This window comes from Craterilacuibacter sp. RT1T (assembly GCF_023502145.1).
Classification (GTDB): Bacteria; Pseudomonadota; Gammaproteobacteria; order Burkholderiales; family Chromobacteriaceae; genus Craterilacuibacter.
This window is the reverse complement of the sequence record NZ_JAMFLI010000016.1, coordinates 24,461-39,908: the sequence shown is the minus strand read 5'-3', so window position 1 is coordinate 39,908 and position 15,448 is coordinate 24,461. Positions and strand designations below refer to the sequence as shown.

The window sequence follows — 15,448 nt, the reverse complement described above, 5'->3', positions numbered from 1 at the left end:
AAGGCGAAATATACGCAAGGGAGAAGAACGCGTCAACCCCTAATCACGCCACAAAACATGGACACTGGCAGCCAATCGACCGAATACAAACCCATCCGCTTGATTTGAAACAATAAAAACACACATCCCTATCCTCAATAAAAATGAAGGTTTTCCTTTTGGCACTTACCTGACGGATAGCGGCAAACACCAAGCAGTGCGACAATCACGCGTCTTCAAGCTCAAGCTAGCCACTGCATGCATACCCATACCTTTTTCTGGCACGACTATGAAACCTTTGGTGCCATTGCGCGCCAGGATAGACCAGCACAGTTTGCCGGCATCCGTACCGATAGCGAGCTAAACGAAATCGAAGAACCGGTGATGCTGTACTGCCGGCCCGGCCCCGACTTTATTCCCGCCCCCAAAGCCTGCCTGATTACCGGCATCACGCCGCAATACTGTCTGGAACATGGGGTCGCCGAAAATGAGTTCGCCGCAGTTATCCTGCGCGAATTCTCTCGCCCCGGCACGATTGGCGTTGGCTACAATTCGATCCGCTTCGATGATGAGGTCACCCGCTTTCTGTTCTGGCGCAACCTGATGGATCCTTACGGGCGCGAATGGCAGAACGAATGCGGCCGCTGGGATATTCTGGATGTGGCGCGCACGCTGCATGCCTTGCGCCCGCAGGGGATTAACTGGCCACTAGGCGAGGATGGGCTGCCCAGCTTCAAGCTGGAAAAACTGACGGCGGCCAATGGCCTGATACACGAAGCGGCACACGATGCCTTGTCCGATGTACGCGCAACGCTGGCCCTGGCACGGCTGTTCCGCCAGCACCAGCCGCGCTTATTCGACTTCTGCCTGGCGCTGCGCAAAAAGGACAGCGTGCGCCACCAGGTCAGCCTGCACGCACCCGTCCCCTTTATTCATATCTCCGGCATGTACGGTGCCGCACGCGGCAACCTGGCCATCGTCTGGCCGCTGGCCGAGCACCCGACCAATAAGAATGAAGTCATCGTCTGGGATCTGGCGCATGACCCCGAAGAACTGGTCGGCCTGAGTGCCGATGCCATCCGCCAGCGCCTGTTCGCCACCCGCGAAGAGCTGGAAAACGCGGGTTTGCAACGACTGGCACTCAAGACCATCCATATCAATAAGTCGCCCTTTGTCTGCAAAGATCTGCGCGTGCTCACGCCGGCGCGGGCGGACGAACTGGGCATTTCCATAGACCTTGCGCTTTTGCATGCCGATAAAGCACGGGCTCTGCCCGCACTGGATAGCTTATGGAAGGCGGTATACCGGCGCGAAGCGATGCCTGCGCTGGATGTGGATGAGGCTTTATATGGCGGTTTTGTTTCGCCGGCCGACCGCCGTCTCCTGGAGCGCTTGCGCACACTGCCAGCCGCCGCACTTGCCCAAGAGAAACCCGCCTTTAACGACCCGCAACTGGCGCGCTTGCTGCTGCGCTACCGCGCTCGCAACTACCCCGACTCGCTCACACCCCAAGAAATGCAGGGCTGGCGCAACTGGTGCCACAAGAAGCTGAATGAAGGCACCCCGCCGGGGCGTACGGTCGAAAGCTGCATGGCCGAAATCGCCGAGCTGCACCCCGGTGCCGATAGCCGCGAGCAGGACATTCTGGCCGATGTCGAAGCCTGGGCCTTGCAATACGCCTGACAACCCGGCAGCGAAACACGCGCTGCCACTGACAAGATCAAGAAATATGAACGCTTCTGAGCGCGCCATCCTGCTAATGGGACCGACGGCCTCCGGCAAAACCGGCCTCGCACTGGCACTGGCACAACGCTATCCGGTCGAAATCATCAGCGTCGACTCGGCACTGGTATACCGCGATATGGACATCGGCACGGCCAAGCCCAGCGCGACCGAGATGGCCAGCTGTCCGCATCACCTGATCGATATCATCGACCCGACCGAAGCCTATTCGGCCGCCCAGTTTTGCAGCGACGCAAGCCGGCTGATCGGCGAGATTAATGCGCGCGGCAATATCCCGCTACTGGCCGGCGGCACCATGCTGTATTTCAAAGCCTTGCGTGAAGGCCTGTCCGACCTGCCCCAGGCGGATCCGGCACTACGCGCCCGACTGGATCAGGAGGCCGCCGAACAGGGCTGGCCCGCCATGCACGCGCGTTTAGCGCAGCTGGATCCGGCCACCGCCGCACGCCTGGCCCCCAACGACGCGCAGCGTATCCAGCGTGCACTGGAAGTGATCACGCTTGCCGGGCAGAGCCTGTCTTCGCTGCATGCTCGAGGGCGCGAAGACGCGGCATCATTCGATATGCTGCCACTGGCCTTAATCCCATCCGATCGCGCCTGGCTACACCAGCGTATCGCCCTGCGCTTCCAGATGATGCTGGACGCCGGCTTTCTGGACGAGGTGAGCACCTTGCGTCAACGCTATCCGGCGCTGAATCTGGCGCTGCCATCTATGCGCTGCGTGGGCTATCGTCAGGCCTGGGAATATCAGGATAGCCTGTACGGCATGACGGACTTTATCGACAAGGGTGTGGCTGCTACGCGCCAGCTGGCCAAACGCCAGCTCACCTGGCTGCGCGCCATGGACAAGATAGAGATCGACTGCCTGATGCCCGACCTGCTAAGCCCCGCTTGTGGCGCAATCGACCACTGGCTGACCCGATCCAGATAATTTCGTTTGCCCGGCTTTGTCACGTCCGTTACTATCAAGGACATGACAGAACCAATCACCCCCTGCCTCTCTCTTGCCAATCTGGAAGATGCCGTTGACCGCATCGCCCGCAAAATGCCGGGTTCACCGCGTGAGGAAGTGATTCTCACGCGCCTGCATTTTTATACCCAGCTACAACTCGATGCCTGGTTCAACGCCTCGCTCAAACCCTATGAGCTAAACGAAACCACATGGATGGCGCTGATGCTGATCTATTCGCGCCCGGACGAGCGCGTCAGCCCATCGGACATTTCATCCGCCATGGCCTTTTCGCGCACTAACGCCACCCGGGTCGTGGATGAACTGGAGAAAAAAGGCTGGATTCAGCGTCTACCCAGCCCTAGCGACAGGCGCAAAACCGAGTTGGCACTCACCGGCAACGGCCTTGAACTCATCCGCCAGGTACTGCCGGTGCAGCGCGCCCGACTCAAAGAATTGTGGCAGGACTTTTCGCCGGACGAGCGCCGCCAGCTGGAAACACTGGAGCGCAAACTACTGGCACGCCTAACGGGCTGAACACGCGCCTCACGCCAGACACTCGCATACGTTAAGCAAGATGAAACCCCATGAATAACAAAACCAGACACCGCCGCTATGCCCTGCCGCTATTAGCCGGCACGGCCGCGCTACTGCTATCGGCCTGTGCCAGCATAAACGCCGGCCAAAATCAGGCACAACAACTGCAGCCGAATCACTACGGCCTGCAAAGCCAGGCTAGCGTACCGACCCCGGCACAAGGCGCATGGTGGCGCATTTTGCAGCGCAAAGAACTGGACCAGCTGATAGAGACGGCACTCGCCCAGCACCCTTCGCTGACATTGGCGCAAGCGCGCATCCGGCTGGCAGGGGCCGATAGCGCGCTCATCGGTGCCAGTGATGGACCGCAACTGGATTTGCAAGGCGCACACCAGCGCCTACGCAATTCCGAGTATGGTCTACTGCCCCCGCCTCTGGCCGGCAACTGGTTCTCGCTCAACCAGCTATCGCTGAATCTAGGCTGGCGCCTGGACTTCTGGGGCAAAACCCGCGCCCAGCTCGCGGCCAGCCATAGCCTGCAACTGGCGGCACAGCTTGAAGCCGAAGATAGCCGCAACTGGCTGGCAAGCGCAGTCACCGCCCATTACCTCGAATACACGGCCGCCAGACATAGCCTGCAACTGATGCGCCAGGATCAGGACTTGCTCGCCACCCAGCTCAAACAGGCGCAAGGACTGGTTTCTTCAGGCATTGCCTCGGGTGATGCCGGCGATGCCGTGCGCCGCGAGCAGGCACACCTGGATAGCCGCATCGCGACCGCAACGGCCCGCATCGCCCGTGCCCGCCATGCACTAAGCGCGCTCACGACCCTGCCCGAGGCCGAACTTGACAAGCTAGCCATCCAGCCCCTGCCCGTCTGGCAACTGGACACCCGTACCTTGAGCACCCAGGCTTTGGCACGACGCCCTGATGTCATGGCACAGGTGGCGCGCGTCAAGGCAGCCGCCTTCGGCGTCGATGCCGCCAAGGCCGAGTTCTATCCGGATGTCACGCTGGGCGCGATGGCCGGCTTACAGGCACAAAACTTGGGCGATTTATTCAGTGCCGGCGCACTGGCCAGCGCACTGACGCCGGGCTTTACGCTGCCCCTGTTTCACGCCGGCGCACTCAATGCCGCACTGGATGCACGCAGCGCCCGCCACGATGCGGCCATCGCGTCTTACAACCAGACCTTGTTAAGCGCGATACAGGAAGCCGCCGATGGTGTCAGCCAGACACAAGCCAGCCAGCAAGCCTATGCCGCCAGCCGTGCCCAGCTGGCTACGCTGGCGCGCATCGCCAAACGCAGCCAAATCCGTCTGGCGAGCGGGCTCATCGCCCCCGCCCAGTCCATCAACGATGCGCGCCGCACACTGGCCGGCGCACAGGAAAACAACGAAGCCCATGTGCGCCAGCTGCAGGCGCAAACCGCCTTGCTGCGCGCCCTGGCCGGCAGCCGCCTACCGGAGAAAAACTAAATGCCCGCAAGCACGCAAAACCCGCGCAACAAAGCCCTGCTCAAATTAACACTGATCATTCTGCTGGCCGGCATCGCCCTGATCGCCTACTGGTTACTATTTCTCAAGGGTCAGGAAAGTACCGACGATGCCTATGCAGCCGGCAACCAGATTCCGCTGTCGGCTCAGGTCGGCGGCACCATCACCGCCCTCTACGCCGAAGACACCCAGCATGTTCAGGCGGGCCAGTTGCTAGTCGAGCTGGATCCGGCGGATGCCACACTGGCGCTGGCGCGCGCCAGCGCCGATCTGGCGCAAACCGTACGCCAGACCCGCACCCTGATCACCGGCGAAAGCAAGCTCGTCGCACTCTTGGCCGAACGCAGTAGCACGCTTGCGCGCGCGCAAGGCGACCTTAAGCGGCGTGAGCAGGCAAGGCAGGATGACGCAATCGGGCAGGAAGAGTTGCAGCATGCACGCGAAGCGGTAACGAGCGCACGCGCCGCCGTGCAAATCGCTGAAGCCGAGCTAAAGGCACAGCGCGAACTGGTCATGTCGGACACGGTCGCCAAGCACCCGCAAGTGGCGCGCAGCGCCGCCCTGGTACGCGAAGCGGCGCTGGCGCTGGAGCGCACCCGTATACGCGCCCCTGTTCAAGGACAGATAGCCAGACGCAGCGCCCAGCCAGGCATGCGCATTCAACCCGGTACGCCGCTGATGGCACTGGTGCCGATGAATACGATCTGGGTGGATGCCAACTTCAAGGAAAGCCAGCTGAAAAACCTGCGCATAGGCCAGAGCGCGACGGTACATGCCGACGTGTATGGCAACGATGTCAGCTATCGGGGCACGGTGATGGGTCTGGCCGCCGGCACCGGCAGCGTATTTTCCCTATTGCCGCCACAAAACGCGACCGGCAACTGGATCAAGGTGGTGCAGCGGGTCCCGGTGCGTATTGCACTGAATGCGGAAGACCTGCAAAAACATCCGCTGCGTCTGGGCTTATCGATGAATGTCAGCGTCGACATTTCCGACAGCAGCGGCCCCATGATCAGTCACGCACCGACCGGCAAGCCGCAACTGGCAACAGACATCTACGCCGACCAGCTACAGCATGCCACGCAACTGGTGGCCAAGATCATCGCCGCCAATCTGGGGCATTGAGGCCAGGCCATGTCTCATCCACCTCTCGCAGGCACCCAGCGCTTCTGGGTCACGCTGGCCTTGTCACTGGCGGTATTCATGCAGGTTCTGGATACCACCATTGCCAACGTCGCCATCCCGACCATTGCCGGCAATCTTGGCGCCTCGGCAAGCCAGGGCACTTGGGTGATTACCTCGTTCGCCGTTGCCAACGCCATCGCCATCCCGGTAACCGGCTGGCTGGCCAAGCGCTTGGGCGAGGTCAAACTGTTCCTGCTATCCACCGCCGGCTTTGTGATCACTTCATGGCTGTGCGGCATTGCACCCAATCTTGAAATGCTGATCCTGTTCCGCGTGCTGCAAGGCGCACTGGCAGGCCCGATGATCCCGCTGTCGCAAAGCCTGCTGCTGGCCGCCTACCCCGACGAAAAAAAGGGCATGGCTCTGGCACTGTGGTCGATGACGGTGATTGTCGCGCCCATCTTCGGTCCCATTCTGGGCGGCTGGATTTCGGACAACTGGCACTGGAGCTGGATTTTCTTTATCAACATCCCCATCGGGGTCGTGGCACTCGCCATTAGCTGGAAAGAACTCCGGCACCGGGAAACCACCATCACCCCTCAACCAATAGACCGCATCGGGCTGATGCTGCTGGTCATCGGTGTCGGCGCCCTGCAGCTGATGCTGGACAGGGGCAAGGAGCTGGACTGGTTCTCTTCCGGCGAAATCATCGCGCTGACGCTGGTGGCCGTCATCGCGCTGGCTTATCTGGTGGTATGGGAAAAGCACAACGACCACCCGGTAATTGATATCTCGCTGTTTCGCCACCGCAACTTCAGCGTGGGCGTATTGTGTCTGAGCGTAGGCTTTATGCTTTACTTCGGCAGCGTAGTGCTGATGCCGCTGCTGCTGCAGACCCAGATAGGCTATACCGCCACCCAAGCCGGGCTGGCCATGGCGCCTATCGGCATTCTGCCGGTGATCCTGTCGCCCATTATCGGCAAGAATGCGCATCGGCTGGATCTGCGCTGGATCGTCACCGTCAGCTTTCTGGTGTTCGCGCTGTGCTTTTACTGGCGCACCACCTTCAATCCGCAAATGGACTTTGCCTGGGTGGTCTGGCCGCAGTTGATCCAGGGCATCGCCGTGGCCGGCTTCTTTATGCCGCTGACCATGATTTCACTGGCCGGCTTGCGCGCAGACCAGATTGCCAGCGCATCCAGCCTGTCCAACTTCATGCGCACGCTCTCCGGCTCTATCGGTACCTCGCTGATCACCACCACATGGGAGCGGCGCGAGGCCGTACACCATGTGACGCTGTCCAGCGACATCTCGTCTTATAGTCTCAACACCAGCACGGCACTGGCGCAGATGCAGTCGGCCGGACTGAGCCAGCCGCAGGCGATGGCACTGATCGCACAGGACATCACCCGTCAGGGCTTTTTCATCTCGGCCAACGAAATTTTCTGGCTCACCTCCATCCTGTTTGTCGCGCTGACGCTGCTGGTCTGGCTGGCCAAGCCCCCGTTCAAGCCCGCAGGCGGCGGTGCCGTCGTGGATGCCGGCCATTAAGAGCGTGTTCACGCCCTCGCGAGCGAGGCGAGACAAGGCGAAAACGACTGAGAAAGCGGAATGTACAGGTGGTACATGAGCATTTCGAAGCTGTTTTTAACGCCGTATCGCCGATGCGCAGCAGATCGTGAACAGGTTCTAAGACAAAACCCCCGGGCATCGCCACGGGGGTTTTGTCTTTTAGCGGTGCATCTATCAGCGCTCGGCGACAATCTTGATTTCCACTTTCCATGCCGGATTGGCGAGCTTAGCCTGTACCGTGGCGCGCGCCGGGGTCTGGCCCGGAATCACCCATGCATCCCACGCGGCATTCATCGCAGCGTAATCGGCCAGGTCAGCCAGATAAATCGTGGCATCCACCAGCTTGGCCTTGCTTGAATCCAGCTCCGCCAGCAAGGTATCGATCTGGGCCAAGACATTGGCCGTTTGCGCTTCGGCATCCGCATCCACGTTCTCCGGCACCTGACCCGCCATAAAAATCAGGCCATTGCTGACCACGGCTTCGGCCAGACGCGCACCAGCCTTGTGACGATAAAGAGACATTGCCATCCTTTAATACAGAGCAAAAAACGCTAGTGTAGCGGTCTGCCGCCCAAATGAAAAACGGCCTCCCGCATGGGAGGCCGCACGCACGACAACGAGCCGGCTCAGGCCAGCGAAGCGCCGCGCAATTTACGGCTGAATTCTTCCAGCGCAGCAATACCGCTTTGCTCGGCACGCATACACCAGTCCTGCAACTCCCTGACCAGCTGTTCACTCGTTAACGCCGAGCGCTCCCACAAGCGGGTCAGCTCCTGACGCATGCTATAGACCGTTGCCAGTACATCGCTGTGCGCCAGCACCTGCGCCAACTGTTCGCGTTCAAGCGGCGGCGTATCCTTGGCATCCTGCTTAAGCCAGATCTTCATCTTGGCGCCCGCCTGTCCCTTCAGTTCGGGCAGATGAATTTTGGCCAGCTCGGCATGCGTCACCGCCTTAAGCTCGCGCGCATAGCGTGCGGCGATGGCATAACGGTTGGCAATCACCGCCTGCAGGCTGTCTGCCGTCACCACATTGCGGTTGGCATCCACAATCAGGCGCGGCGCGACTTTGCGCACACGGGCCAGATGCAGGATTTCGAGAATGCGGATATACATCCAGCCGATGTCAAACTCGAACCACTTGTACGACAGCTTGGCCGAAGTGCCAAAAGTGTGGTGGTTGTTGTGCAATTCTTCGCCCCCGACCAGAATGCCCCAAGGCACGATATTGGTGGCTGCATCCTCGTTCTCGAAATTGCGGTAACCCCAGTAGTGGCCGATACCGTTAATCACGCCGGCAGCCCAGAATGGAATCCACAACATCTGTACCGCCCAGATGCTCAGACCGATCGGCCCGAACAGCACCAGATTGATCACCAGCATCAGCACCACACCCTTGTCGCTATGGCGGGTGTAAATATTGCGCTCGAGCCAGTCGTCCGGCGTGCCATGGCCGAACTTATCCATAATGCTTTTATCCTTGCAGGCGGTACGATACAGCTCATAGCCCTGCCATAGCACCTTGCGTATGCCCAGCACTACCGGGCTATGCGGATCTTCCGCCGTTTCACACTTGGCATGATGCTTGCGGTGGATAGCCGCCCATTCCTTGGTCACCTGACCGGTAGTCAGCCATAACCAGAAACGGAAGAAATGGCTGGCTAGAGGGTGCAAGTCCAGCGCGCGGTGCGCCTGATGGCGATGCAGGAAAATAGTCACTGATGCGATAGTGATATGGGTCAGCCCCAGCCCTACCAGGATATAGCCCCACCAGGGCAGATCAATCAAACCGTTAAGCCACTGCATCTTGCGTTCGCACCCTTATTAGACAGATTGCTCGATTCTATCGTTTATTTTTATGGCATGGCTATGTTTATTGCGTGGCAAGGCCATCGTCAGCCGGCAACGAGTATTGTAAGATGCCACTCTGGACTCAACGCAGAGCAGGTTTCGTGAATATCAAGAAGCAAAGCTGGAAACTGGCTGCAGCAACAGCAGCCTCCCTTGCCGCCCTGTATGGCGGCTTCTCCTATTGGGCAGGCATCAAAGCCGAAGCCACACTGGCCGAACAGCATAAACTGCTGGCTTCCATGTCGATGTTTACCATCAAGTCGCATAGCTACCAGCGCGGCTGGTTTTCCTCGACCGAAACCACCGAGCTTGAGCTGAACAAGCGCCTGCTCGGCCCTTATCTGGGTGCGCTGCCCGATAATCTGCGCCCGCTTTTGGGTGGCACGCTGCGTTATACCAACAAGATCCAGCACGGCCCGCTGCCCGGTCTTGCCAACTTCAACCTGATGCCGGCCCGTGCACTGGTCACCACCGAGTTCGATATGAGCCCGGCGACCCGCAAAACACTGTCGCGCTTCTTCGGCGAAGCCGAGCCGATTACCGTGACCAACCGCCTGGGCTTTGGCGGTGGCGGCGAGCTGAAAGTCAATATTCCCAAGTTTGACTACGAAGAGACGCTGGCCGGCGTCAAAATGAACTGGCAGGGTTTCGACCTCAAGGTGGATTACGGACGCGGCTTCAAGGAATATCTGCTGGAAGCCGACTCGCCAGGCTTTGCCCTGGATGCGGCCAGCAAGGGACGCTTTGCTTTTGACGGCGTACGTTATGTATCCGATGTGCGCCCCGGCGATAGTGGCGTGCGTCTGGGCTCTGGCGAGCTGAACGTCAATAACGTCAAGCTGGGCTGGAAAGAGGCCATTCCTTACAGCATCAAGCTGAACGAGCTGATTTATCTGGTGACGCGGGTCAGGGTGGGCGAATTCATCAACCCGTCGGGCGAACTTAAGCCATCCAATGTCGAACTGACCAAGCTGAACTACCAGATTGTCACCAGCGAGCAGGATCAGTTCGTCAATACGCGCGGCAAGCTGGGCTTTGAGACTTTCCGCTACGACGAGCAGAAATATGGCCCGCTCAAGCTCGACATCTCGGCCAATCACCTGCACGGTCCGACACTGGTCAAGCTGGATCAGGAGCTATCCAAGATCCCGTTCGAAAACATCGCACCGGCCGATATGCGCAAACGCTATATCGATACCATCCTGAAAAATGGCGTACCGCTGCTGCAAAACGATCCCAAGCTGGTCGTACACCAGCTTGAACTGGGCTTGCCTAGCGGCATGAGTTCGCTGACCGGCTCCATGGCGATCAAGGGCTTTCAGGAGGCCGATCTTAAATCGCCGCTGACCTTTATCAGCCGCTTTATTGTCGACGCCGATGTCTCGCTGCCTAAACCGGCACTGGAAACCATGGTCGTGGCACAGGCACGCAACCTGTTCACTGTTGATGCCAGCGCAGAAGACCAGCCGGATATGGCCGAGATCGACGACCTGGCCAAGAGCCTGCTGGATGCCCAGTTGGCCGAATGGGCAGACAAGAAGCTGATCAAACTTGATGGCAAGCAGGTTTCCACCAAGCTGGACTTTCAGGGCGGCGTACTGAAGATCAACCAGCAAAAAGTGGCACTGCCATGGGAAGAGAAGGAAGATCCGCTACCAACGGACGCGAGCGCCGCGTTGTAATCGCAATATAAACCCATAAAAAGCCGGCTCGCGCCGGCTTTTCATTATCTAAACGCTTCAGCTGCCCATCTGGCTTTGCAGGTAGTTATGCACCCCGACGCGGGCAATCAGATCCTGCTGCGTCTCCAGCCAGTCCACATGCTCCTCTTCGGCGGCGAGAATATCGTCCAGCAATTCACGCGTCACATAGTCGCGCACACTTTCGCAATACTGGATAGCATCACGCAAGAGCGGAATCGCTTCCATCTCCAGCTTGAGATCGCAGGCGATCATTTCCTCGGGATGCTCACCGATATACAAGCGCCCCAGATCCTGTAAATTGGGTAGCCCCTCCAGAAACAGGATGCGCTCAATCAAGCGGTCGGCATGCTTCATCTCGTCGATGGATTCATGATATTCATGCTCGTCCAGATGCTTAAGCCCCCAATTACGGTACATGCGGGCATGCAGAAAGTACTGGTTGATAGCCGTCAGCTCATTCCTGAGCGCCTTATTGAGGAACTCGATCACCTTCTTGTCGCCTTGCATCACGCACCTCCCGGGTAAATGCGGTGTTCAGGGCATTATGGCAAGGCTAATCGTGTTCACAAGGCGGATTGAACGGCGCAGGCAGCAAGGCTTTGCTGGCCTGTTTAAGCAAGGCATGGGCACAGCGCCCGCATTTGCCGCATTGCGTGGCAACCGGGCGAATGTCCCGCAAGCGGCGGGCACCATTGAGCACGGCCTGACGGATCTGGCGCTCGGTCGTCGGGAAACACAAACAGACATACATGACAGGCTTTCACGAAAGCATCCCTGCATTTTAAGCAGGTACTACGCCCTTCTGGAGACAACATGAGCGAACGCTTCAAACCCAATACCACGGTTGCCGCAGTGATCGAACGCGACGGGCGATTTTTGATGGTCGAAGAACAAACCACGCAAGGCGTGCGCTACAACCAGCCGGCCGGACATCTGGAAGCGCAAGAAAGCCTGCTAGAGGCCGTTTGCCGCGAAGTGAAGGAAGAAACCGGCTACCGCTTTACGCCGCAGGGGCTGGTCGGCATCTACCTTGCGCCCGGCGAGCCAACCTATTTGCGCTTCGCCTTCTTCGGTACCGTCACGGCCGCTCCGGATGACTCTGCGCTGGACGATGGCATTATCGCGGCGCACTGGCTGAGCTTAGCCGAAATCACGGCACGAGAGACGCAACTGCGTAGCCCGCTGGTCATGCGCTGCCTCCATGACTGGCATCAAGGCGCACGCTACCCGCTGGCGCTGCTGCACACTTTGGCTTAACACTCAGCGTGCGCGCCGCGCCCCCTGAGTCCAGCGCGTATGGCGCAAAGCGCCAGAACGCAGCAATTGCGCCAGCGCATATGAAACGCCCTCGTGCCAGTGCGGCAAGTTCAGGCCGAAGTTTTGCGTGAGCTTGCTGCAGTCGAGCCGCGAATTGGCTGGCCGCAGCGCCGGTGTCGGCCATTCGCTACTGCCAATCGCGCGCACATCGGCTTCTGCACAGGCGAGCTTAACGCCATCCAGCGTCAGTTCATGCACGATATGGCGCGCATACTCGTGCCAGCTCGCCTCGCCAGCGGCCGCCACATGGTAAATGCCCCATGGCTCGGAGAGCTTGCCGGACAGGCTGGCCGATAGCATATGGGCCGTTACATCGGCCACCAGCTGGGTGGAAGTGGGCGTTCCGATCTGGTCGGCAACAATGCTGAGCGAGGTACGCTCCAGCGCCAGGCGCAAAATGGTGTGCAGGAAGTTGTTACCAAAAGCACTGAATAGCCAGCCCACGCGCAACACCAGCGAACGCGGCGCATGCGCAAGCACTGCCTGCTCGCCCGCCAGCTTGCTAGCGCCGTAAATCATGCGGGTGCCGGGCACATCACTTTCTACATAGCGACCGCTCTTGCTGCCATCAAACACATAGTCGGTAGAGTACTGCACCATCAGCGCCCCATGCGCCCCTGCCCAGCGTGCCATTAGCTCGGGCGCTGCGGCATTGAGGGCAAAAGCCAGCGCCTGCTTGGACTCGGCCTGATCGACTGCGGTATAAGCCGCAGCATTAACGATAATATCGGGGCGCACCCGATCCAGCCATGCCTGCATGCGCTCGGGCCGGGCCAGATCAAACTCGGCGCGTACCAGCGCATGAACCTTGCCCAAAGGTGCCAGCGCACGCAGCAGTTCAAAACCCAGCTGTCCGCTGGAACCGGTAACCAAGATAGTGGGACGCATGCCTGACTCCACAAGTAGAATCTCCCGATTCTACCACTGGCAAGGATACCCGCCATTGCAAGCACCACACCTCATCCCCTCAGCCACAATCAAGCCGTGGCGCATTCTCCTTTTGCTTATCGGCAGCCTGCTGCTGGCCTGTGCAAGCAAGACACAGGCCGAGGCGCTAACTATTTGTTATCATTACGGCTGCAGCAAGAGTGCTTCTTTTTTACCGGCGACTGACACGCGCAATGAAGTCGCAGCGCTGTTCAAATCAGTCGCCAGCGCACAAGAAGAGCGCTCGGCAATCAGCCTGGCCGTGCAGCGCCTCTATCGCGAGGCGGCGCTGCATGCGCCTATCGCGAGCGACAAGGGCGGCAATCTGGCCGATGGCACGGCAGACGGGCGCATGGACTGTGTTGATCACAGCCAGAATGACACCACCTTTCTGCATTACCTTGCCGGGCAAGGCTTGCTGCAGTACCACCGGGTCGCCGACACGGTCTGGCGCGCCCCCTGGATTATCGATCTACACTACGCCAGCCGGATTATCGAAACCGCCGACGACAACAACTGGGTCGTCGACAGCTGGTTTTTCGATTTCGGGCATGAGCCGGTCATTGTGCCGTATCAACTATGGAAGAAGGGTTACCACCCGTGACGGGAAAAAAACGTATTGTCGTCGGCATGTCCGGCGGCGTGGATTCATCGGTGACAGCCTGGCTGCTCAAGCAGCAAGGACATGAGGTCATTGGCGTCTTCATGCAAAACTGGGAAGACGACAACGACGACGAGTTTTGCTCGATCAAGCAAGATGCGCTGGATGCGATGAGCGTCGCCGACATCGTCGGCATCGACATGGAAATCGTCAACTTTGCCAAGGAATACAAGGACCGGGTGTTCTCGTACTTCCTCAAGGAGTATTCGGCCGGACGCACGCCCAACCCGGACGTGCTGTGCAATGCCGAAATCAAGTTTAAAGCCTTCCTCGACTACGCGATGGAACTGGGAGCCGACTGCATCGCCACCGGCCACTATGCGCGCAAGCTGGAGCGCGATGGCCGCCACTACCTGATGAAGGGCGTGGACGAAACCAAGGATCAGAGTTACTTCCTGTACCGCCTGCAACAATCGCAGCTGGCCAAGGCACTGTTCCCGCTGGGCGATATCCGTAAGAGCGAAGTACGCCGTCTGGCCGAGCAGGCAGGCCTGCCCACCGCCGCCAAAAAGGACTCGACCGGCATCTGCTTTATCGGTGAGCGGCCGTTCCGCGAGTTTCTCAAGCGCTACTTGCCGACCAGCCCGGGCGAAATGATCACGCCGGATGGCAAACGCGTGGGTCAACACGAAGGGCTGATGTATTACACGCTAGGCCAGCGCAAGGGGCTGAATATCGGCGGATCCAAGGACAGTAATGGCGAGCCGTGGTTTGTCGCGGGTAAGGATATCCCGGCCAACCGGCTGATCGTGGTGCAGGGCCATGACCACCCGCTGCTGCTGAAGACCACATTGTCCATGGCTGACCTGTCATGGACGCTGGACGGCGCACCGGAAGCCGGCGACTATCAGGCCAAGACCCGTTACCGTATGGCGGATGCGGCCTGTACCTTAAGCCCGGTCATCGACGGCCAGACCACGCTCGCCTTTAGCCAGGCACAATGGGCGGTGACGCCAGGCCAGTCTGCCGTACTGTACGACGGCGATATCTGCCTGGGCGGCGGCATCATCATGTAACCATAAAAAATGGGGCACGCAGCGCGTGCCCCATTTTTGAATCGACCTGACTTATCAGCCTGCAATGCTGCGACTAGCCAGTTTGAGCTTGCCGGCAAGCCAGGTGTAGTCGTAGCTGATGATTTCGTACGGGTTGCCGAAAGGGTCGACAAAAGCCACCGACAGATAGCTGGCGTGATCTTCGACCGAGTCGCGCGCCACCGTCTCACCCGCACTATCCTTGACCCGCTCGCCGGCTAGCTGGTCCAACCACTCCAAAAACTCCTGCCCACCCACCACAAACGACACCGAGCCGGGCGCGCAAGCCGGTGCACTTTGCAGCGTAAGCGCCAAACGTATCGACCCCGAGTTATTGGCCAGCATGGTGCTGCCATTGGCCTTGCGTATGCGCGCATCCGGCCCCAGGCCCAACACACGCTGATACCAGGTCAGCGCGCGTGCCATATCATCGACCCGCACATGAATATGGTCAATTTTGCCCAGGTTAAGCATGTCATCCCCTTTTGATTGGATCAGGCCTCGGGTCTAAGCCCCGCTTACGCTCACTTAAGCACACCGCCGGCCATTCCATTT

16 protein-coding genes are annotated in these 15,448 nt (G+C 59.3%); 10 read left to right on the top strand and 6 right to left on the bottom strand.

From position 1 onward, the window contains the following. Positions 1 to 237 precede the first annotated feature (237 nt). Genes sbcB through M3P88_RS15335 form a run of 6 tightly spaced genes read left to right on the top strand, consistent with a single transcriptional unit; the run spans position 238 to position 7,380 of the window. On the top strand, positions 238 to 1,662 hold the full coding sequence (gene sbcB, locus M3P88_RS15360) for an exodeoxyribonuclease I (RefSeq protein ID WP_249616869.1): 1,425 nt from the start codon (positions 238 to 240) through the stop codon (positions 1,660 to 1,662). Between the two features lie 46 nt (positions 1,663 to 1,708). Continuing rightward, positions 1,709 to 2,653: a tRNA (adenosine(37)-N6)-dimethylallyltransferase MiaA gene (miaA, locus tag M3P88_RS15355; RefSeq protein WP_249616868.1), complete on the top strand. Its 945-nt coding sequence runs from the start codon at positions 1,709 to 1,711 to the stop codon at positions 2,651 to 2,653. A gap of 42 nt (positions 2,654 to 2,695) precedes the next feature. After that, entirely contained in the window at positions 2,696 to 3,208 is a 513-nt protein-coding gene (locus M3P88_RS15350) for a MarR family transcriptional regulator (RefSeq protein WP_249616867.1), read from the top strand. Between the two features lie 50 nt (positions 3,209 to 3,258). Next, complete coding sequence (locus M3P88_RS15345; protein WP_249616866.1) at positions 3,259 to 4,686, top strand: TolC family protein; 1,428 nt, start codon at positions 3,259 to 3,261, stop codon at positions 4,684 to 4,686. Beyond that, positions 4,687 to 5,829, top strand: coding sequence for an HlyD family secretion protein (locus M3P88_RS15340; protein ID WP_249616865.1), 1,143 nt, complete (start codon positions 4,687 to 4,689; stop codon positions 5,827 to 5,829). It abuts the gene before it with no gap. A 9-nt stretch (positions 5,830 to 5,838) separates the two neighbouring features. Further along, positions 5,839 to 7,380, top strand: coding sequence for a DHA2 family efflux MFS transporter permease subunit (locus M3P88_RS15335; protein WP_249616864.1), 1,542 nt, complete (start codon positions 5,839 to 5,841; stop codon positions 7,378 to 7,380). Positions 7,381 to 7,575: 195 nt separating this feature from the next. Here the strand turns inward: M3P88_RS15335 and M3P88_RS15330 are convergent, their stop codons facing one another. Next, positions 7,576 to 7,923, bottom strand: coding sequence for a RidA family protein (locus M3P88_RS15330; protein ID WP_249616863.1), 348 nt, complete (start codon positions 7,921 to 7,923; stop codon positions 7,576 to 7,578). Between the two features lie 104 nt (positions 7,924 to 8,027). Continuing rightward, complete coding sequence (locus tag M3P88_RS15325) at positions 8,028 to 9,206, bottom strand: DesA family fatty acid desaturase (protein ID WP_249616862.1); 1,179 nt, start codon at positions 9,204 to 9,206, stop codon at positions 8,028 to 8,030. 146 nt (positions 9,207 to 9,352) lie between these two features. Here M3P88_RS15325 and M3P88_RS15320 point away from each other — a divergent pair, with 146 nt between their 5' ends. After that, complete coding sequence (locus M3P88_RS15320; RefSeq protein ID WP_249616861.1) at positions 9,353 to 10,933, top strand: YdgA family protein; 1,581 nt, start codon at positions 9,353 to 9,355, stop codon at positions 10,931 to 10,933. A gap of 57 nt (positions 10,934 to 10,990) precedes the next feature. Here M3P88_RS15320 and bfr read toward each other — a convergent pair whose 3' ends face one another. Continuing rightward, entirely contained in the window at positions 10,991 to 11,461 is a 471-nt protein-coding gene (gene bfr, locus M3P88_RS15315) for a bacterioferritin (RefSeq protein ID WP_249616860.1), read from the bottom strand. 46 nt (positions 11,462 to 11,507) lie between these two features. Continuing rightward, positions 11,508 to 11,705 carry a (2Fe-2S)-binding protein gene (locus M3P88_RS15310; protein WP_249616859.1) on the bottom strand — a complete coding sequence of 66 codons (198 nt, stop codon included), beginning with the start codon at positions 11,703 to 11,705 and terminating at the stop codon, positions 11,508 to 11,510. Between the two features lie 62 nt (positions 11,706 to 11,767). Between M3P88_RS15310 and M3P88_RS15305 the strand changes: the two genes are divergently transcribed. Continuing rightward, a complete protein-coding gene (locus M3P88_RS15305; protein WP_249616858.1) occupies positions 11,768 to 12,211 on the top strand; it encodes an NUDIX hydrolase in 444 nt (147 codons plus the stop codon). A 3-nt stretch (positions 12,212 to 12,214) separates the two neighbouring features. On the opposite strand, the gene rfbD is transcribed toward M3P88_RS15305, so the two are convergent. Beyond that, positions 12,215 to 13,159: a dTDP-4-dehydrorhamnose reductase gene (rfbD, locus tag M3P88_RS15300; RefSeq protein WP_249616857.1), complete on the bottom strand. Its 945-nt coding sequence runs from the start codon at positions 13,157 to 13,159 to the stop codon at positions 12,215 to 12,217. A 112-nt stretch (positions 13,160 to 13,271) separates the two neighbouring features. Between rfbD and M3P88_RS15295 the strand changes: the two genes are divergently transcribed. Continuing rightward, the gene (locus M3P88_RS15295) at positions 13,272 to 13,802 is read left to right on the top strand and encodes a hypothetical protein (RefSeq protein WP_249616856.1); all 531 of its coding nucleotides are present in this window, start codon (positions 13,272 to 13,274) and stop codon (positions 13,800 to 13,802) included. Further along, complete coding sequence (mnmA, locus tag M3P88_RS15290; RefSeq protein ID WP_349629068.1) at positions 13,799 to 14,875, top strand: tRNA 2-thiouridine(34) synthase MnmA; 1,077 nt, start codon at positions 13,799 to 13,801, stop codon at positions 14,873 to 14,875. The genes M3P88_RS15295 and mnmA overlap by 4 nt, the downstream gene beginning before the upstream one ends. A gap of 54 nt (positions 14,876 to 14,929) precedes the next feature. On the opposite strand, the gene M3P88_RS15285 is transcribed toward mnmA, so the two are convergent. Beyond that, positions 14,930 to 15,367 carry a VOC family protein gene (locus M3P88_RS15285; RefSeq protein WP_249616855.1) on the bottom strand — a complete coding sequence of 146 codons (438 nt, stop codon included), beginning with the start codon at positions 15,365 to 15,367 and terminating at the stop codon, positions 14,930 to 14,932. Positions 15,368 to 15,448: the final 81 nt, after the last annotated feature.